The following is a 20,695-nucleotide window of genomic DNA, read 5'->3' on the forward strand; positions in this document are numbered from 1 at the left end:
CGCTTGGGGAGGGACGGCAAGACGTGTGCGGTTCCGAGGAAGTTCTGGCCTACTGGCGGCGGGTTCTGACGCCGCTTCCGCAGGATGTCTCGCTCCCCCGAGACCGTCCGTTCGTTCCGGCCGAGGAACGGGAACGGCAGACGCGGGTCCTGCCCGGGGTGCCGGACGCCCCCGACTCCGTGCTGCTGGCCGCGTTCCTGACACTGCTTCACCGCTACAGCGGGGCCACCGACCTCACCGTCGGGCACGACGGTCTGCCGCTGCGGGTCTCCATCGAACACGAGCCCTCCTTCCGCGAGTTGGAGCGCCGGGTGGAGCACGCGCGGCAGGACGCCGAGGCCCATCGCGCCCCTCTGGACGTCCTCGCCGACGAACTGCGTCCGCAGCCGGTGCGCGACGGCGCGGGACCGTTCTTCAACACGGCCTTCGCCACGGCCGCCCGTCCCGCCGACGGATTACCGGACCCGGTGGACCTGCTGCTGGAGGTGGGTGAGGGCACGGTACGGGCCACCTACGCCACCGCCCTCTTCGACGGCGCCACCGTCGAGCGCGTACTCGGCCACTACCGGACCCTGCTGACCGACGCGCTGGCCCGTCCGGAGGCGCCCGTCGGGGCGCTCGCACTCATGGACACGTCCGAGTACCGGCAGGTGGTACGTGACTGGAACGCGACCGGGCACGGGGTGCCGGCGACGACCTGGCCCGCGCTGTTCGCCGAACAGGTCCGCTCCCGTCCCGACGCCGTAGCCCTGGTCTTCCGGCACGAGCAACTGACCTACGCCGAACTGGACGAGCGGGCCAACCGCCTCGCCCACGCGCTGATCGCGCGCGGGGCGGGCCCCGAGCGGATCGTGGCGCTCGCGCTGCCGCGCTCGGTGGACCTGATCGTGGCCGAGGTCGCGGTGCTGAAGTCCGGTGCCGCCTATCTGCCGGTCGACCACGACTATCCGGTGGACCGCGTCGCCTACATGCTGGCGGACTCCGCTCCCGTCTGCATGGTGACGACCGCGGAGACGGCCGCCGAACTGCCCGGGCAGGACGGGATGGCGGTGCTGGCGCTCGACGCGCCGGCCACCGGAGCCGAGTTGGCCGAGCGGCCCGCCCACGATCCGACCGACGCCGACCGCGGCGCCCCCCTCACCGTCCTGGGCGCCGCCTACGTCATCTACACCTCCGGCTCGACCGGCCGTCCCAAGGGCGTCGTGCTCGCGCACAGCGGTGTGGCCAAGCTCGTCGCCACCCAGACCGAACGGTTCGGCATCGGCCCGCACAGCCGGGTGCTCCAGTTCGCCTCGCCGAGCTTCGACGTCGCCTTCTGGGACCTGTGCCTCGGACTCCTCTCGGGCGGACGGCTCGTCGTCGTACCGGCCGAACTCCGCGTGCCCGGCGCCCCGCTCGCGGACTACGCGCGCGCCCACGGCATCACCTTCATGATCCTTCCGCCCGCGCTGCTCGCCGCCATGCCCGAGGACGTACCCCTGCCGCCCGCCGCGACGCTGCTGGCCGGCACGGAGCGGGTCGCCCCTGAGCTGGTGGGCCGCTATGCCCGCGGGCGCATGATGTTCAACGCCTACGGGCCGACCGAGGCGACCACCAACTCCACACTGGGGCTGTGCGATCCGGACATCCCCGCCGGCTCCATCGTGCCGATCGGTGTGCCCGACCCCGGCACCAGGGCGTACGTCCTCGACGCCTGCCTCAGGCCGGTTCCCGCCGGTGTCACGGGTGAGTTGTACCTCGGGGGCGCGGGGCTCGCGCGCGGCTATCTGGGCCGCGCGGCCCTGACCGCCGAACGGTTCGTCGCGGACCCCTTCGGCGAGCCGGGCGAGCGGCTCTACCGCACGGGCGACCTGGTCCGCTGGAAGGGCGACGGCAGGCTGGAGTTCCTCGGCCGCGCCGACGCCCAGGTCAAGATCCGAGGTTTCCGCATCGAGCCCGGCGAGATCGAGTCCGTGCTGCGCGGCCATCCCGCCGTCGACCAGGTCACGGTGATCGCGCGTGAGGACAGGCCCGGTGACCGGTGTCTCGCCGCCTACGTCGTACCGGCGCTCACCCAGCCGCGCGGCGCCGACCCGTACGCCGGGGTCGAGGAGTGGAAGGAGATGCACGAGCTCCTCTACCGGGCGGCCGGAGCGGACGGCCTCCGGGAGAACTTCGCCGGCTGGAACAGCATGTACGACGGCCGGCCCATCCCCTTCCAGGAGATGCGCGAGTGGCACGAGGAGACCGTCCGGAGCATCCGTGACGCCGGGCCCGCCCGCCGGGTGCTGGAGATCGGCGCCGGCAGCGGCCTGGTCCTGTCCCGGATCGCCCCCGGCTGCGAGTCGTACTGGGCCACCGACCTGTCCGGGGAGGCGGTCGCCGCGCTGCGCGCCCATGTCGGCCGCGACCCGGAACTGGCGCGCAGGGTCGAGCTGCTGACCCGTCCCGCGCACGACACCGAGGGGTTGCCGGCCGGTCACTTCGACACGGTCGTGCTCAACTCCGTGGCGCAGTACTTCCCGAGCGCCGAGTACCTCGAGGACGTGCTGCGGAAGGTGTCGGCGCTGCTCGCCCCCGGCGGCCGGGTCTTCCTCGGGGACGTGCGCAACCTGCGGCTGCTGCGCACGCTGCGCGCGGCGGTCGAGTCCCGCCGCGCCTTCCTCCGCGGCGACGACGACCCGGACAAGACCGCGCTGCGCTCCGCCGTGGAGCGGTCGGTGCGCTGGGAGGGCGAACTGCTTCTCGACCCGGACTACTTCGCCGCCCTCGACGGGTTCGACACGGAGATCCGGATGAAGCGGGCCGTGTGCCACAACGAGCTCAGCCGCTACCGGTACGACGTCGTGCTGCGGCCCGGCGGGCGCCCGGCGGCCGCCGACGGCGGGCAGGAGGTGAGCTGGGCCTCGGCCACGGCGCAGGGCGGGCCCGCCCGGCTCCTGGCACGACGCCCGCAGCGGCTGCGGATCACGGGAGTGCCCAACGCCCGCCTGGCCGACGACCTGGCGGACCTGCGGCGGCTGGAGGGCGCGGGCGGCACGGCCGAACCCGGCGCGGACCCGGAGGACTTCCACACCGTCGCGGCCGAGCACGGCTACCACGTGGCCCTCACCTGGAACGGCGACGCCGACGACGGGGCGTTCGACGCGGTCTTCGCCCTCGGCGGCCCCCCGGACGGGCTGTACCGCACCGCCGGTGCGTATCCGCACGCCAACCGTCCGGCGCCCTTCCGCGACCCGGCGGCCCTGATGAGGACGCTGCGCGAGCACGCCTCCGCGGCGCTGCCCCACTACATGGTGCCCGCGGCCTTCGTCCCGGTGCACGCCCTTCCCGTCACCCCGAGCGGCAAGATCGACGCCCGGTCGCTGCCCGTTCCGGACCGTGCGGCGGCGAGCGTCGGCCGAGCGCCGCGCACCCCGCGCGAGACGCTGCTCGCCCGGCTGTTCGCCGAGGTCCTCGGGCTGGACCGGGTCACGGCGGAGGACGACTTCCTGGCGCTCGGCGGCGACAGCATCACGGCCGTCCAGCTGCTGATCAGGGCCCGGGAGGCGGGGCTGCGGCTCACCCCCCGCGAGGTGTTCCGGCACCGTACGGTCGAGGAGCTGGCGAAGGCGGCCGTCGACCGACCGACGGCGTCCGCCGACCCGGGCTCGGACCTGCTCGGCGAGCCGGACGCTGCGGAACTCGCCTTCATCCAGGGTGCGGATCCCCTGGCGATCGAGGAACTGCTCCCCCTGACCCCGCTCCAGCAGGGCTTCTTCTTCCACTCGCTGACCGGTGGGCCGGGCGGCGACACCTATGTGGTGCAGCAGGTCCTGGACCTGGCGGGCCCGGTCGACGGCACCACCCTGCGCCGGGCGGCACAGCACCTGCTCGACCGTCACGCGCCGCTGCGGGCCGGCTTCCGGCAGCGCTGCGACGGCACTCCGGTGCAGGTCGTCGTGCAAGACGCCGTGCTGCCGTGGCGGGAGATCGACCTCTCCTGCGAGGAGGACGCGGACCGCGAGGCGCTGGGCGAGGCGGTCTTCGCACAGGAGCGGGAGGAATCATTCGACCTGGCGGCCCCGCCGCTGGTGCGCTGCGCTCTGGTGCGTCTGGGCGAGCGGCGCAGCCGCCTCGTGCTGACGTTCCATCACATCGTCGCGGACGGCTGGTCGCTGCCCGTGCTGCACCGCGAACTGATGGCCGGCTACGGCGCGGCCGGCCCAGCGCTCGCCCCGGTCACGCCGTACCGCGCCTTCCTGCGCCGACTCGGCGAACAGGACCGCGACACCGCCCGCGAGGCATGGCGCTCCGCGCTCGCCGGGATCGACGGGCCCACCCGGCTGGTGGACACCCCGTCCACGGGCGGCGCCGTGCGTCCCGCGCACGTCAGGGTGGAACTCTCCGAAGGGACCACCGCGCGTCTCGCCGAACGGGCCCGGGAGCACGGTGTGACGCTCGGAACGGTTCTGCAGTCCGCCTGGGGGCTGCTGATCGGCCGGCTCACGGGCCGCGACGACGTGCTCTTCGGCACCACCGTCTCCGGCCGTGACAGCGAGGTCGACGGTGTCGGCACGATGGTGGGCCTGTTCATCAACACCCTGCCGACCCGGCTGCGCTGGACTCCGCGGGAGTCCCTCGGGAGCATCCTGTTGCGGCTCCAGGACGAGCAGGCGCGGCTGCTGGACCACCAGCACCTCGGTCTGGCGGAGATCCAGCGTCTCGCCGGCCACGCCGGCGGGGGCGAACTCTTCGACACCCTGCTGGTGGTCGAGAACTACCCGGCCGGCGGGCACCTGAGTGACCCCTCGGGCAGCGTCCGGATCACCGGGGACGTGTTCCACGACGCCGTCCACTACCCGCTCGCGCTCGTGGCCCGGCCCGGACGCCGCCTCGACCTGCGGCTCAAGCACCACGCGGAGCGGCTCGACGCAGGCACCGTACGGGCGATCGGCGACCGGCTGGTGCGGATCCTGGAGGCGTTCGCCGCCGACCCCGCCCGCACGGCGGGCTCCGTCGAACTGCTGGCCCCGCACGAGGCTCTGTGCGCTCATCCGTCGGGCGAGGAACGCGCGGTCCCGGCGACGACGCTGGCCGACGCGTTCGCGGCGCAGGTGGCCAGGACCCCGGGCGCCACGGCGGTTGTCTTCGAAGGGGAACGGCTCGACTACGGCGAACTCGACGTCCGTGCCGAGGCGTTGGCGGAGCGGCTGGGGAGGCGGGGCATCGGCCCGGGCGACTTCGTGGCCGTGGCCGTACCCCGGTCGGCGGAGCTGATGGTGGCACTGCTCGGGGTGCTGAAATCCGGCGCCGCCTATCTGCCGCTGGACCCCGACTACCCGGCGGACCGCGTGGCCCACATGCTGGCCGACTCCGGTACGACGACGGTGGTCGCCGTCGCCCGGACCGCAGCCGCGCTGCCGGACCGTTCCGGGACCGCGGTCCTGCTGCTCGACTCCTCGGACAGGGCGGTGGACGACGGGACCGCCGCCGTCTCGGGTTCCCGCCGCCCGGCCCACCCCGACGACCCGGCCTACCTCATCTACACCTCGGGTTCCACGGGACTCCCCAAGGGCGTGGTCGTCACCCACCGGGCCATCGTCAACCGGCTGGCGTGGATGCAGGGCGCCTACGGGCTGCGCGCCGACGACCGCGTCCTGCAGAAGACCCCGTCCAGCTTCGACGTGTCCGTGTGGGAGTTCTTCTGGCCGCTCCTCGAAGGCGCCGCCGTCGTCCTCGCCCGCCCGGACGGCCACCGCGACCCGGCGTATCTGGCGGCGCTGGTGCGGGAGCAGGCCGTCACCACGATGCACTTCGTGCCGTCCATGCTGGAGGCTTTCCTGCGGTCGGACGAGATCACCGGCGACCCCGGCTGGTCGGCGTCCCTCCGGCGCGTGCTGAGCAGCGGCGAGGCGCTGCCGCTCACGGCGGCGCACCGGTGGCACACGCTGACGGGAGTGCCCTTGCACAACCTGTACGGCCCCACGGAGGCGGCGGTCGACGTCACCCACCACCCGTTCGACCCGCGCGAGGACGGCGGCGGACCGGCCGTGCCCATCGGAGGGCCGGTCTGGAACACCGGGCTGCGGGTGCTGGACCTGTGCCTGCGACCGGTTCCGGACGGGGTGCCGGGCGAGCTGTATCTGGCCGGCTGCCAGCTCGCGCGCGGCTATCACGCCCGCCCGGCGCTGACGGGCGAGCGGTTCACGGCCGACCCGTACGGGCCGCCCGGCAGCCGGATGTACCGCACCGGCGATCTGGTGCGGCGCCGCGCGGACGGGGTGATCGAGTACCTGGGCCGCACCGACCGGCAGGTGAAGCTGCACGGCATCCGGATCGAGCCGGGCGAGATGGAGTCCGCGCTGCTGCGGCTGCGGGGCGTGGGCCACGCCGTCGTGACGGTGCGGGACGACGCGCTGGTCGCGTACGTGGTGCCGTCGGATCCCGGCGCGGACGCCCTTCAGGTGCCCGAACTACGTGCGGGACTTGCGGAGTTGCTGCCCTCCTCCATGGTTCCCGGCGCCTGGGTCGTCCTGGACGGCCTGCCGCTGACGCCCAGCGGCAAACTGGACCGGGCCGCGCTGCCGGCCCCGAGGCTCGTGCGAGCGGCTGCCAGGGCGCCTCGCGACGCCCGTGAGCGGCTGCTGACGGACGTCTTCGCGGCGGTGCTGGACGTTCCGGACGTCGGCATCGACGACGACTTCTTCCTGCTGGGCGGCGACAGCATCAGCTCCATCGCCGTCTGCAGCCGGGCGCGTCGCGCGGGTCTGGAGCTGGGCCCGCGCGAGGTCTTCGAGCACCGCACCCCCGCGGCGCTCGCCGCGGCGGCGGGCACGGTCGCGGCGGCCGACCGGGACGCGGCCACCGCCGTGTACGCCCTGACGGACGAGGAACGGGAGCGGGTGGAGCGGCTCGCCCCCGGCCGGATCGAGGACGTGTGGCCGCTGGCCCCACTGCAGGAGGGCCTGTTCTTCCACTCGGCCTACGACGACGGCGCCCTGGACGTCTACACCGTCCACGAGTCCTTCGACCTGGCCGGCGGGGTGGACATCGGGCGGCTGCGGGCCGCCACTCGGACGCTGCTGGCCCGCAATCCCAGCCTGCGGGCGGGCTTCACGAGCGAAGGCCAGCGGCGGCCGGTGCAGTTCATCGTGCGCGAGGCCGGAGTCCCGGTCCGGGAGGTGGATCTGTCGGGGCTCCCCGAGGCCGAACAGGAGGTGAGGCTGCGGGACTTGATGGACGAGGAGCGAGCCCGCCGCTTCGACCTGTCCCGGCCGCTGCTGTTCCGGATGCTGCTCGTCCGGCTCGGTGCCGGGCGCGGGGACCGGCTCGTGATCGGGCGCCATCTGATCCTCTGGGACGGCTGGTCGGCGTGGCTCTTCCTGAACGAGCTGTTCGCCCTCTACGAGAGCGGCGGCGACGCGGCCGGCCTGCGGGACCCGGGTTCGTACCGGGACTACCTGAGCTGGCTGGAGCACCGGGACGACGCACGCGCGACCGGTGCGTGGCGGGCGGCACTGGCCGGCTTCGACGAGCCCACGCTGCTGGCGCCGGCCGTCGGCGACCGGGGCCCGGCACCGGTGATCCCGGAGCACCTGGACGCCGTCCTCGACGCGGAGGCGGCGGACCGGCTGCGCGAGACCGCGCGTAGGCACGGCCTGACCCCCAACACGGTGCTGAACGCCGCCTGGGGGCTGGTCCTCGCCGGTGCGACGGGCCGCACCGACGTCGCCTTCGGCACCACCGTGGCGGGGCGGCCGAGCGAGGTGCCGGACGTCGAGAACGTCGTCGGCATGTTCCTCAACACCGTCCCCACGCGGATCGCGTTCGACCCGCGCGAGCCGGTCGTGGAACTGCTGCGCCGCGTCCAGGGCGAGCGGATGGAGCTCATGCCGTACGAGTACCTGGGGCTCGGAGTGCTCCAGGCCGAGACGGGACACCGCCGGCTGTTCGACACCCTGTTCGTGCTGCGCAACGCCGACACCGACGAACGGCTCGCGGCGCTGCGCGACCGGTACGGTGCCACGGCCGTGGCGAACGTGGACGCCACCCACTACCCGGCCAACCTGGTCGTCACGCCCGGCGAGCGGATCCGCGTCACCCTCGCGTACCGCCCCGACCTGCTGGACCGGACGTACGCGCGAAGCCTGCTCGACCGGTTCGTGCTGCTGGTCGGACGGCTCGTGGCCGACCCGTCGGCGCCCGTCGGCTCGCTGGACCCGCTGCTCCCGTCGGAGGCCCTGGCCCTGGCGCGGGAGGAGTCGGCGAGCCGGCAGCGGGTGCCGCACGAGACGGTCGCGGACATGCTGGCCGCGCAGGCGGCCCGGACGCCGGGCGCGACGGCCCTGGTCTTCGGCTCCGCGACGTTGACCTACGCCGAGCTGGACGCACGCTGCAACCGGCTGGCCCGGCTGCTCCTGGCTCGCGGAGCCGGTCCTGAGCGGGTCGTCGCGCTGGGCCTGCCCCGCTCTCTCGACACGGTGGTGGCGCTGTTCGCGGTGCTGCGGACCGGCGCCGCGTATCTGCCGCTTGAGCTGGACCATCCCGCGGAGCGGCTGTCCCTGATGCTGGCCGACGCCCGCCCCCTGCTCCTGCTCTCGACGGAGGCGGTGTCACGGACCCTCTCCGGCGACACCCCCCGGGTACTGCTCGACGACCCGGCCGTGGCGGCCGAGCTCGACGGGCTGTCACCGGCACCGGCAGGCGCGTCGTTCAGCCTGGAGCACCCGGCGTACGTGATCTACACCTCCGGCTCCACGGGGCGGCCGAAGGGAGTGGTCACCCCCTACGCGGGCCTGACGAACATGCAGCTGAACCACCAGAGGGAGATCTTCGCCCCGGCGGTGGCGTCGGCCGGGGGGCGGCGGCTGCGCATCGCGCACACCGTGTCGTTCGCGTTCGACATGTCGTGGGAGGAGCTGCTGTGGCTCGTCGAGGGCCACGAGGTGCACATCTGCGACGAGGACCTGCGGCGTGACGCCACCGCCCTGGTGGCGTACTGCGAGGAGCACCGCGTCGACGTCGTCAACGTGACCCCGACGTACGCGCACCTCCTGATCGAGGAGGGCCTGCTGGAGGGCCACCGCCCGCCCCTGGTGCTGCTCGGCGGGGAAGCGGTCACCGAGGCGGTGTGGACCACCCTGCGGGACACCGAGGGGACGTACGGCTACAACCTGTACGGGCCCACCGAGTACACCATCAACACCCTCGGCGGCGGTACGCGGGACAGCGCGACCCCGACCGTGGGCCGCCCGATCCGCGCCACCCGCGCACGGATCCTGGACACCTGGCTGCGGCCGGTGCCGGACGGGGTGGCCGGCGAGCTGTACATCGCCGGCGTCGGTCTCGCCCGCGGCTACCTGGGCCGGCCGGGTCTGACCGCGGAACGGTTCGTGGCCGACCCGTACGGCAGGCCCGGCGAGCGCATGTACCGCACGGGCGACCTGGTGCGCAGGCGAGGTGACGGCAACCTGGACTTCCTCGGGCGCACGGACGACCAGGTCAAGATCCGCGGCCACCGGGTGGAACCGGGCGAGATCGAGGCGGTTCTGGCGCAGCACCCGGAGGTGGCCCAGGCGGCGGTGGTGGCGCGTGACGACGAGTCGGCCCCCGGCGCCCGGCGGCTGGTGGGTTACGTCGTCCCGGCCGGACCCGGGGCGGAGTCCCGTGAGTGGGCCGAGCGGGAACAGGTCGGCGAGTGGCGGGAGATCTACTCGGCCGAGTACAGCGAGATCGGTACGGCCCTGTTCACCGAGGACTTCGCCGGCTGGGACAGCTCGTACGACGGGCAGCCGATCCCCCTCGAGCACATGCGTGAATGGCGAGAGGCCACCGTGCGGAGCATCCGCGAACTGCGGCCGCGACGCGTTCTGGAGATCGGTGTCGGATCGGGGCTGCTGCTGTCCCGGCTCGCCCCGGACGCCGAGACGTACTGGGCAACGGACTTCGCCGAGCCCGTGATCCGCAAGCTCGGCGAGGACCTCCGGGCGGATCCGGAACTGGCGGAGAAGGTGGAGCTGCGCTGCCAGAGCGCCGAGGTGACCGACGGTCTGCCCGCCGGGTTCTTCGACACCGTCGTGATCAACTCCGTCGCCCAGTACTTCCCGAGCCTGGACCATCTGCACCAGGTGATCCGGGGCGCCATGGCCCTGCTCGCGCCGGGAGGCGCGCTGTTCCTCGGTGACGTCCGCGACCTTCGCCAGGCCCGGGTCTTCCAGGCGGGCATCCAGGCGGCCCGCGCCGGCGAGGACACGGACCCCCGGTCGCTGCGGCCGGCTGTCGACCGGGGACTCGCCCTGGAGAAGGAACTCCTCGTGGACCCGGACTGGTTCACGACCCTCGGCGTCGGCGCCGAGGTGCGCACCAAGGCCGGCCGGCACCACAACGAGCTGACGCGCTACCGGTACGACGTCGTCCTGTACGAGGACACCTCCGATGCGGTCGGGTTGGAGCACACCCCGGAACTCGGCTGGGCGGGGTCCGGGGACCTGACCGCTCTCCTCGCGGCCGGGCAGGCCGCGCCGGAACGCCTGCGGCTGCGCCGGGTGCCGGACCCGCGGACCGCCGGGGACCTGGCCGTGCTGCGGGCGATGGACGCCGTGCCGCCCGGTCCGCCGGCCGCGGCCGGCGTGGAACCGGACGACCTGCGAGAACTCGGGGAGGCGCACGACTACCGGGTGCTGACCACCTGGTCGGAAGAACCCGGCTTCTACGACGCCGTGTTCGTCCGCGGCACGCGGGGCGCGCGGACGACGGGGCTCCACCGGCCGCGCCCGGACCGGGGCACGAGCCCGTACGCCAGTGCTCCGGCCGCGGGCCGCGGCAACGGGGCGCTCGTGCGCAGGCTGCGCGAGGACCTGGGCCGGCGGCTGCCCGCCTACATGGTTCCGGCCGCTTTCGTGGTCCTGCCCGGACTGCCGATGAACGACAACGGCAAGCTCGACGTGCGGGCGCTGCCGGACGCCGAGCCGGCCGTGGCGCTCTCGGCGGGGCGCGGACCGCGCACCCCGGTCGAGGAGGTGCTGTGCCGCCTGTTCGCCGAGGTGCTGGGGCTGCCCCGTACCGGGGCGGAGGACGACTTCTTCGACCTCGGCGGCCACTCCCTGCTCGCCACCCGGCTGATCAGCAGGGCCCGAACCGAGCTGGGCGCGGAGCTCGCGATCCGCGATCTGTTCGAGGCCCCCACGCCCGAGGCCCTGGCGCTGCGGGCGGGCGCGGGCCGGCCGGCCCGCGCCGTGCTGACGACGGCCGTCCGGCCCGAACGGATCCCGCTCTCGGCGGCTCAGCGGCGGCTGTGGCTGGTGGAGAGGATCACCGGAGGCGGGGTCGCTTACCACTTCCCGCTGGTGTTCCGGGTCCGCGGGCTTCTCGACGAGGCCGCGCTGCGGACCGCGCTGGCGGATGTCATGGGCCGTCACGAGGCGCTGCGGACCCGCTTCGAGACCGTGGACGGCGAGCCGTACCAGCGGATCGTGCCGGCCGGTGAGGCCGTACCGGAGTTCCGCGCGGCCGACTGCCCCGAGGACGAGCTGGCCGCGCGCGTCGAGGAGGCACAGCGGCGCCCCTTCGACCTGGCCGCGGATCTGCCCCTGCGTGCCGAGGTGCTGCGGCTGGGCGCGGAGGACACCGTGGTGGCGGTGGTGCTGCACCACATCACCACCGACGAGTGGTCGGACCGGCCGTTCCTCTCCGATCTGAACCACGCGTACGCCGCCAGGGCAGCCGGCCGGGAGCCGGAGTGGACCGCGCTGCCGGTCCAGTACGCCGACTACACCCTGTGGCAGGAGCGGCTGCTCGCCGACGTCGGCGAGCGGCAGCTCGGCTACTGGACGCGGACGCTGCGCGGGCTGCCCGAGGAGATCCCGCTGCCGCTGGACCGGCCGGGCGCGGTCCGCGCGACGGGCCGGGCCGCCGTCGTGCGGACGACGCTGCCGGACGCGTCGGCAGCGGCGCTGAGGGAACTGTCGGCCACCCACCAGGTCAGTATGTTCATGCTGTGCCAAGCGGCGACCGCGGCTCTGCTGCACCGGCTCGGTGCGGGAGACGACATCCCTCTCGGGACCCCCATCGCCGGGCGCACGGACAGTGCGGTCGACGACCTCGTCGGCTTCTTCGTCAACACGCTCGTCCTGCGCACGGACCTGTCCGGGGACCCGTCCTTCGCGGAGCTGCTGGGCCGGGTCAAGGAGGCGGCGCTGGCGGCGTTCGAGCACCAGGACGTGCCGTTCGACCGCGTCGTGGAGGCGGTCAATCCGGCCCGGGTGGCCGACCGCAACCCGCTGTTCCAGGTGATGCTCGGCTACCACCACCGCCCCGACGGCGACCCGGACCTGTTCGGGCTGCCGACCGAGTGGTTCGACATGGACACCGGCATGGCCAAGTTCGACCTGGACTTCACCGTGGCCGACCACGGGCCGGGCCGGGACATGACGCTGCTGCTGGAGTACGCCACCGACCTCACCGACGCCGGGACCGCGGCCCTGCTGGCCCGGCGGCTCGTGGGCCTGCTGGAGCAGGTCGCCGCCGATCCCTGGCGGCCGGTCGGCTCGCTGCGCGTCCTCACCGACGAGGAGGAGGCCGCCTCGGCGGCGGTCTGGAACGCCACGGACCGGCCGGTGGAGACCCGATCGGTCCCGGAGATCCTCGACGACGCGGTCCGTGCGGCGCCCGACGCCCCGGCCCTGGTCGCGGGCGGGGAGCGGCTCACCTTCCGCGGGCTGTCCGACCGGGTCGAGGCGGTCGCGCGACTGGTGACGGCCAGGGGCGCGGGCCCCGAGACGGTGGTGGGGCTGGCGCTCCCCAGGCGTCTGATGGTCCCGGCGATCCTGGGCGTGCTCCGCTCGGGGGCGGCCTACCTGCCGCTGGATCCCGAATACCCCTCTGAGCGGATGGAGTTCATGCTGCGGGACGCGGGAGCGCTGTGCGTGCTGACCACGGCCGCCATCGATGCCCGGCTCCCGCGCGGCTGCGAGCGCGTCCTGCTCGACGACGCGGCGGCGGGCCCGGCGGATGCGCCCGGCGGTCCCACGCGGCGCGGGGCCGGGGGCAGCGCTGCGGTCGCGCCCGGTAACGCCCCGGCGGACGGCCCAGGTGATCCTGCGTCGCACGCGCCCGGTGGCGCCCCGGCGGACGGCCCGGCGGCCGTGCGCCCACAGGCCGCGGGGGCCGCGGAGCACCGGTCGGGCGACGGCACCCGAGCCCGGCCGGCGCCGTCCAACGCCGCGTACGTCATCTTCACCTCCGGTTCCACCGGCACCCCGAAGGGCGTCGTGGGCACCCACCGCGGGCTGAGCAACCTGTTCGCGGCGCATCGCGACGACCTGATCCGGCCCGCGCAGCGGGCAGCGGGACGCACCCGCCTGCGGGCCGTGCACGCGGCGTCGTTCAGCTTCGACGGCTCCTGGGAGCCGCTGCTGTGGCTGCTCGCCGGGCACGAACTGCATGTGACCGACGAGTCCACGATGGCCGACCCGGCCGCGCTGATGGCCTGTCTCGAGCGGGAGCGCATCGACTTCCTCGACGTCACACCGACCTATCTGCGCGAGCTGATGCACCATGGATTCCTCTCGCCCGGCGGCGAGTTGCCCGGCGTGATCGCCGTCGGCGGTGAGGCGACGCCGGCCCCGCTGTGGGAACGGCTGTGCGCGCTGCCCGGGGTTCAGGCCCACGACCTGTACGGCCCCACGGAGTGCGCGGTCGACGCCTACGGCCGGCACGGGCCGGGAACAGACGGCTCCGCCCCCTGGGCGGCCCCGCTCGACAACGTCCGCGCCCATGTCCTGGACCGCGCGCTCCGGCCCGTCCCCGTGGGAGTGGCGGGCGAGCTGTACCTGGCGGGCGAGGGGCTGGCCCGCGGCTATCTGAACCGCCCGGGGCCGACCGCGGAGCGGTTCACGGCGGATCCCTTCGGCGCACCGGGCAGCCGGATGTACCGCACGGGCGACCTCGTCAGGCGACGCGGCGACGGCGGGCTGGAGTTCCTGGGGCGCGCCGACGGCCAGGTGAAGCTGCGCGGCTTCCGCATCGAACCCGGCGAGATCGAGTCCGCCCTCGCCGAGCACCCGGACGTGGCGTCCGCGGCCGTGGTGGCGCGCGAGGACGACCCGGGGGCGCCCAGGCTGGTGGCGTACGTCCTGCCCGCCGGGGGCCGGGCTCCGGACCCGGCCGAACTGCGGCTCCGTGCCGCTTCCGTGCTGCCCGCGCACATGGTGCCGGCGGCCTTCGTCGCCGTTCCTGCGCTCCCGCGCACGGTGAGCGGCAAACTCGACGAGAGGGCGCTCCCGGCACCGGAGTTCGCCGGGGCGGGCACGGGCCGGCTGCCCCGCTCGCCCCGCGAGGACCTGCTCTGCGAGGCGTTCGCCGCCGTCCTCGGCGTGCGTGACGTGGGCGTCGACGACGACTTCTTCGCGCTCGGGGGCCACTCGCTCCTGGCGATGCGGCTGGCGGCGAGGATCCGGACCGTCCTGGGGGCGGAGGTGTCCCTGCGAACGGTGTTCGACGCACCGACGCCGGCCCGCCTCGCCGAACGGCTCGCGGCGGACGGCGGGGCCGTGTCCGGCTCCCGGTCCGCGCCCGCAGCACGGACGCGCCCGGAGCGGCTCCCCCTTTCCTCGGCCCAGCAGCGGCTGTGGGTGCTCTACCGCGTGGAGGGCCCCAGCCCCACGTACAACATCCCCTCCGCCTGGACGCTGACCGGCGATCTGGACGTGGACGCGCTGCGCGCGGCGGTGCACGACCTGGCCGAGCGCCACGAGACGCTCCGCACGGTCTTCCCCGAGGAGGGCGGCCGGGCCTTCCAGCGCGTCCTGGACCCCGGTGGGCTCCGAGTCCCCTTCGTGGTGGAGGACGTCGCACCGGACCGCCTCGCGGACCGGATGGCGGAAGCGGGGGCGTACGGTTTCGAACTGGACCGCGAACTCCCGCTGCGCGTCCACGTGTTCCGAACGGGAGAGGACGAGTGGGCCCTGCTGCTCCTGCTCCACCACATCGCCGGTGACGAATGGTCGGAGGCCCCGCTGCACCGGGATCTGGCCCTGGCCTATGCCGCGCGCGCGGCGGGCAGGGCACCCGACTGGGCGCCGCTGCCGCTCCAGTACGCCGACTACACGCTCTGGCAGCGGGAGGTCCTCGGCGACGAGCGGGACGCCGGAAGCCGCGCGGCCCGCCAGCTCGCGTACTGGCGCCGGGTCCTCGACGGGCTTCCCGAGGAGCTGGCGCTGCCCGCCGACCGGACCCGTCCGCCGGAGACGAGCCACCGGGGCGGCTCGGCCGACCTCTGCCTCGACGCCGAACTGGCAGCGGCCCTCCACCGGCTGGCCCGCGAGCACGGCGTCAGCGTGTTCATGGTGCTGCAGGCCGCGGTGGCCACCCTGCTCACGAGGCTCGGCGCGGGCCACGACATCCCCATCGGCAGTCCGGTGTCGGGGCGGACCGACGCCGCCCTGGAGGATCTGGTCGGGTTCTTCCTCAACACCCTCGTGCTGCGCACGGACACGTCCGGCGATCCGACGTTCCGGGAGTTGCTCGCCCGGGTACGGGAGACCGATCTGTCCGCCTTCGACCACCAGGACGTTCCGTTCGAACGGCTGGTGGAGGTGCTCAACCCGCGGCGGTCGCTCGCACGCCATCCCCTGTTCCAGGTGATGGTGGTGTACCTGGCGTCCGGCGGGGAGGAGACGGACCTCTTCGCGATGCGGTCCCGCAGGGCCGAGGTGGCGCAGGCGTCGGCCAAGTTCGACCTGTCCTTCGACTTCGTCGAGCGGGCCGACGGCACCGGGGTCGACGGCGTACTGGAGTACGGCACCGATCTGTTCGACCACGACACGGCACAGGGCTTCGCCGACCGGCTGCGGCGCGTGCTGCGGGCCGTGGCGGCGGATCCGGACGTCACGGTGGAACGGGTGGGGATACTCGGTGAGGACGAACGGCGCCTGCTGACCGCCGGCTGGCAGAGCCGGCCGCTCCCGGCGGCGCCGACGACGGTGCCCGCGCTGTTCGACGCGTGCGTCCGCGCATGGCCCGGGGCGCCGGCCGTGGCCTCGGACGGAGTCGAACTCACCTACGACCGACTCGACGCGGGATCCAACCGCCTCGCCCGGCTCCTGATCGGGTACGGCGCGGGCCCCGAAAGCCTCGTGGCCCTGGCCCTGCCGCGCACCGCCGCCTTCATGGAGGCGGTCCTCGCCGTCCACAAGGCGGGCGCGGCCTATCTGCCCCTGGACCCCGACGCGCCGGCGGGGCGTACGGCGCACGTCCTCGCACACGCGCGGCCCGTCCTCACCCTCACCACGGCGGAACTCGCCGACACGCTGCCCCCGGAGAGCGCACGGGTGGTGCTGGACGACCCGGGGACGGCCGAACGGATCGCCGCCCAGGACCCCTCCGCCGTCACCGACGCCGAACGGACCGGTCCGCTGAGCCCGCGCCACCCCGCGTACGTGATCTACACCTCCGGCTCCACCGGCCTTCCCAAGGGTGTGGTCGTCACCCACGAGACCCTCGGCCATCTGTTCCACAGCCACCGCGAGACGCTGTACGCGCCGGCCGTCGCGTCGACCGGCCGGAGGCACCTGCGGGCCGGCCACGCCTGGTCGTTCTTCTTCGACGCGTCCTGGCAGCCCCAGCTGTGGCTGCTCGACGGGCACTGCGTGCACATCGTGTCCGAGGAGGTCCGGCACGATCCGGAACTGCTCGCCGCGGCGGCCGTCCGGCACGGGTTCGACTTCCTGGAGGTCACCCCTTCCCTGTTCGCGCAGATGGCCGGAAGCGGACTGCTGCGGGAGGGCGAGTGCCCGCTCGCGGTGGTCGGCGTGGGTGGCGAGGCGGTGCCGCTGGCGCTCTGGCGGCGGCTTGCCTCGCTGCCGGGGACCGAGGCGTTCAACCTGTACGGGCCGACCGAATCGACGGTCGACGCCCTGGTGGCGCGGGTCGGCGACAGTGAACGCCCGCTCGTGGGGCGGCCGGTGGCCGGGACCCGGGTCCATGTGCTCGACGGGCTGCTGCAGCCGGTGCCGCCGGGTGTGCCCGGTGAGCTGTACCTGTCCGGCGGCGGGCTCGCCCGCGGCTATCTGGGCAGCCCGGGGCTGACGGCGGAGCGCTTCGTCGCCGACCCGTTCGGCCCGCCCGGTTCCCGGCTCTACCGCACCGGCGACCTGGCCCGCTGGACCTCGGACGGACGCGTCGACTTCCTCGGGCGCGCCGACGAGCAGATGAAGATCCGCGGCTTCCGCATCGAGCCGGCGGAGATCGAGTCCGTACTGGCCCTGCATCCCGCCGTGGACCGGGCTGTGGTGACGGTCCATCAGGACGGCTCCCGGCGCCGCCTGGTGGCGTACGCCGTGGCCGCCGGGGTCGAGCGGGCGGACGCGGGGGCGCTGCGCGCACATGTCGCGGCCCACCTTCCGGACCACATGGTCCCCTCGGCCGTCGTCCTGCTGGAGCGCTTCCCGGAGCTGGCGAACGGAAAGCTGGACCGGAGCGCGCTCCCCGCCCCCGACTTCTCCGCGATGTCCTCGGGCCGCCCGCCGGGCAACGAGAGGGAGCGGGCCCTGTGCACGGTCTTCGCGGAGGTGCTGGGACTCGAACGGGTCGGTGTGGACGACGACTTCTTCGTCCTCGGCGGCGACAGCATCATGGCCATGCAGCTCGTCAGCCGGGCCCGTGCGGCCGGGGTCCGGATCAGCCCTCGCCAGGTGTTCCGGCACCGGACGCCGGAGGGTCTGGGCACCGTGGCCGAGGCCGCCGGCGTCGCCGCCCCGCTGCCCGAGGACGACGGCACCGGTACCGTGCCCCTGACCCCCGTGATGCACTGGCTGCGGGAGCTCGGCGGCCCGGTCGAGACGTACCACCAGGCGGCGCTGGTGCGCACCCCGGCGGAGCTCGACCTGCCCGGACTCACCGCCGTGCTCCAGTCGATCGCGGACCGGCACGACATGCTGCGGGCGACGCTGGTGCGGCCGTCACGCGACGACACCGACGACTGGTCGCTGCACGTGCCGCGGCCCGGCACGGTCGATGCCGCCGGCTGGATCGCGCGGGTGGACGTCTCCGGTCTCGGCGCACAGGCCCTGGGCGAGACCGTCCGGGAGCACGCCCACACGGCGCGGGCCCTGCTGGACCCGGACGCGGGAGTCATGGTCAAGGCCGTCTGGTTCGACGCGGGCGGCGCGCCGGGACGGCTGCTGCTGGTGGCCCACCACCTCGTCGTGGACGGTGTGTCGTGGCGGGTGCTGCTGCCCGACCTCGCGGCGGCGTGGCGCGACGTGTCGGCCGGGCGGCCCGTGCGGCTGGACCCCGTGGAGACCTCCTTCGCCCGATGGTCGAGGCTGCTGGCCGAGCTGTCCGGAGCCCCGGACCGCGAGGCGGAGCTGCCGCTGTGGACGGCCGTTCTGGACGGCGGCACGGAACCCTTCCCACTGCTGCGCGAGCCGGATCCGGACCGCGACACTACGGCGTCGCTGCGCGAACTGGAGCTGCGGCTCCCCCCGGAGTTCACCGGGCCGCTGCTGTCGGCCGTGCCGGCCGCGTACGGGGCGGGCGTCAACGACGTGCTGCTGGCGGGCCTCGCCCTGGCGTTCGCGGACCACCTGCGCCGCAACGGGGGCTCGGACACCTCGGTCCTGGTGGATCTCGAAGGCCACGGCCGCGTGGAGGAACTGGCCGGCGACGATGTGGGGCTCTCCCGCACCGTGGGCTGGTTCACCAGCGTCTTCCCGGTCCGCCTCGACGCCGGCACGGCCGATCCCACCGAGGCGATGGCGGGCGGTCCGGCGGCGGAGGAGGCCGTGCGGCGGGTACGCGGGCATCTTGCGTCACTGCCCGCGGGCGGGGCCGGCTACGGCATGCTGCGGCATCTCAACCCGCGCACCCGCGAGGTCCTGGCGAGCCGCGTCCCCCCGCGCATCGAGTTCAACTACCTGGGCAGGTTCGGCGTCCCGGAGGAGACCGACTGGTCGTACGCCCCCGAGGAGGAGCACGCCGACATCGGCCCGGGGCCCGCGATGCGGGAGGGTCACGCGCTGGGCATCGACGTGGTCACCGAGGACCGGGCGGACGGGCCGGTGCTGGCCGCCCACTGGTCCTACGCGGAGGGGCTGGTGACCCGCGAAACGGTCCGGGACCTGGCCGAGACCTGGTTCCGGGCCCTGAAGGGGCTGATCGACCGGGCCGAGCGGCGGGGCCACGGGTGAACGGCACCCGGGTTGCCTGCCGGGAGGCGCGGCGCCACCGGAGTCCGCCGGCACGTCACGAGGAGGAGATCGAAGTCATGACCAATCCGTTCGAGGACGCCGACGGCGTCTACTCGGTGCTCGTCAACGACGAGAACCAGCACAGCCTGTGGCCCGACTTCGTGGATGTGCCGGCCGGCTGGCGGGCCGTCCACGGGCCGGCGTCCCGGCAGTCCTGTCTGGACTGGATCGAGGCCCACTGGACGGACATGCGGCCCAGGAGCCTGGCCGAGTCGATGGACGGCTGAACCCGGGGCCCGTCGCCCCGGCGGCGGGTGCCGAACCTGCGGGGCCGGCCCCGGAGTCCACCGCGGCCGGCCCCGCCGCACGTCCGGGACGGAGTCAGGAGGCGGGCTGCTCGACCTTGGTGGCGGGCGAGCCGTCGACGGCCGCCGCCAGCTGCGGGGCGAGCCGTTCGATGACGTACGGCAGGCTGAGCACGGACACGAAGGACGTGGCGTGCCCGAAGTCGCTGGTCTCGTCGACGAACACCTCGCGCCCCTCCTTCACGACCTTGAGGTCCTTGTACGAGGCGTCCTTGTGCAGCTTCTGCGTGTCCTTCGCCACGTCGCCGACGATCCAGACGACGGCGCCCTGGTCGAGCAGGTCGGTGCGCTCCTTGCTGATGTTGGCGCCGAACTTGTCACCGATCGCCTTGTCCAGACCGTCGGGCATGGTGAAGCCGAGGCCCGTGAGGACGCGGGAGCGGGAGTCCTGGCTGCCGAAGACGAAGATGCCCTCGTACGGGGTGGCCATGACGGCGGTGGTGCCCTTGAAGGCGGGGTGCTCCCTGGCTGTGGCCGCGATCTCCGCCTCGACGGACTCGACGGCCTTCGCGGCCTCCTCCGCCTTGCCGAGCGCGCGTCCCACGGTCTTCGTCTGCTCCTGCCAGGGAATGCCGTAGTCGTTGTGCTCCTTCGGCTGGGCGACCACGGGCGCGAAGGCGGAGAGCGACGCGTACTGCTCCTTGGTCAGCCCGCCGTACAGCGCCAGGATCAGGTCCGGCTTGAGGGCGGCGATCCGCTCCACCTGCGGGCCGGTCCCGGTGTCCTTGAGCACGGTCGGGGCCTGACCGGCGCCCAGTTCGTCCTGCGCCCAGGGTCCGATGGCTCCCTGGTAGCCGCCGAGCCACTCGGTGGTGCCGACGGGGACCTTCCCGAGGGCGAGCACCGCGTCCTGGTCGGTGAGGCCCACGGTGACGATGCGCTTGGGTTCCGACTTGATCGTGGTGCTGCCGTACTTGTGGGCGATGGTCACCGGGAAGGCGCCCCCACCGCCCGACGTACTCGCCTCGGCTCCGGAGCCGGCGGATCCGGTGTCGGAGCCGCCGCCGCACGCGGCGGTGGCGAGCAGCATGAGGGCGGAGGCCAGCGCGGCGGCGAGGCGTGGGGCTCTGCGGGAGCGGGGCATCGGTCTTTCCTTCGTTCGGGCTCCGGTGGAGCGGTCGTGCGGGGGGTGGCGGCTGGTGCGGTTCCTGAGGAGCGGCGCGAGCGGGCGTCCTGTGGTCC

The 20,695-nt window shown here is 74.2% G+C and carries 3 protein-coding genes; 2 read left to right on the plus strand and 1 reads right to left on the minus strand.

What is annotated here, in order from left to right; translation table 11 throughout:
• Positions 1 to 23 precede the first annotated feature (23 nt).
• Together BLT82_RS25370 and BLT82_RS25375 are read left to right on the plus strand one after the other, a co-directional pair.
• Positions 24 to 19,148, plus strand: coding sequence for a non-ribosomal peptide synthetase (locus tag BLT82_RS25370; protein ID WP_093658776.1), 19,125 nt, complete (start codon positions 24 to 26; stop codon positions 19,146 to 19,148).
• Positions 19,149 to 19,225: 77 nt separating this feature from the next.
• Positions 19,226 to 19,435, plus strand: coding sequence for an MbtH family protein (locus tag BLT82_RS25375; RefSeq protein ID WP_093658778.1), 210 nt, complete (start codon positions 19,226 to 19,228; stop codon positions 19,433 to 19,435).
• Between the two features lie 94 nt (positions 19,436 to 19,529).
• Here the strand turns inward: BLT82_RS25375 and BLT82_RS25380 are convergent, their stop codons facing one another.
• Positions 19,530 to 20,597 carry an iron-siderophore ABC transporter substrate-binding protein gene (locus BLT82_RS25380; RefSeq protein WP_093658780.1) on the minus strand — a complete coding sequence of 356 codons (1,068 nt, stop codon included), beginning with the start codon at positions 20,595 to 20,597 and terminating at the stop codon, positions 19,530 to 19,532.
• Positions 20,598 to 20,695: the final 98 nt, after the last annotated feature.

The organism is Streptomyces wuyuanensis (assembly GCF_900103455.1).
GTDB lineage: Bacteria > Actinomycetota > Actinomycetes > Streptomycetales > Streptomycetaceae > Streptomyces > Streptomyces wuyuanensis.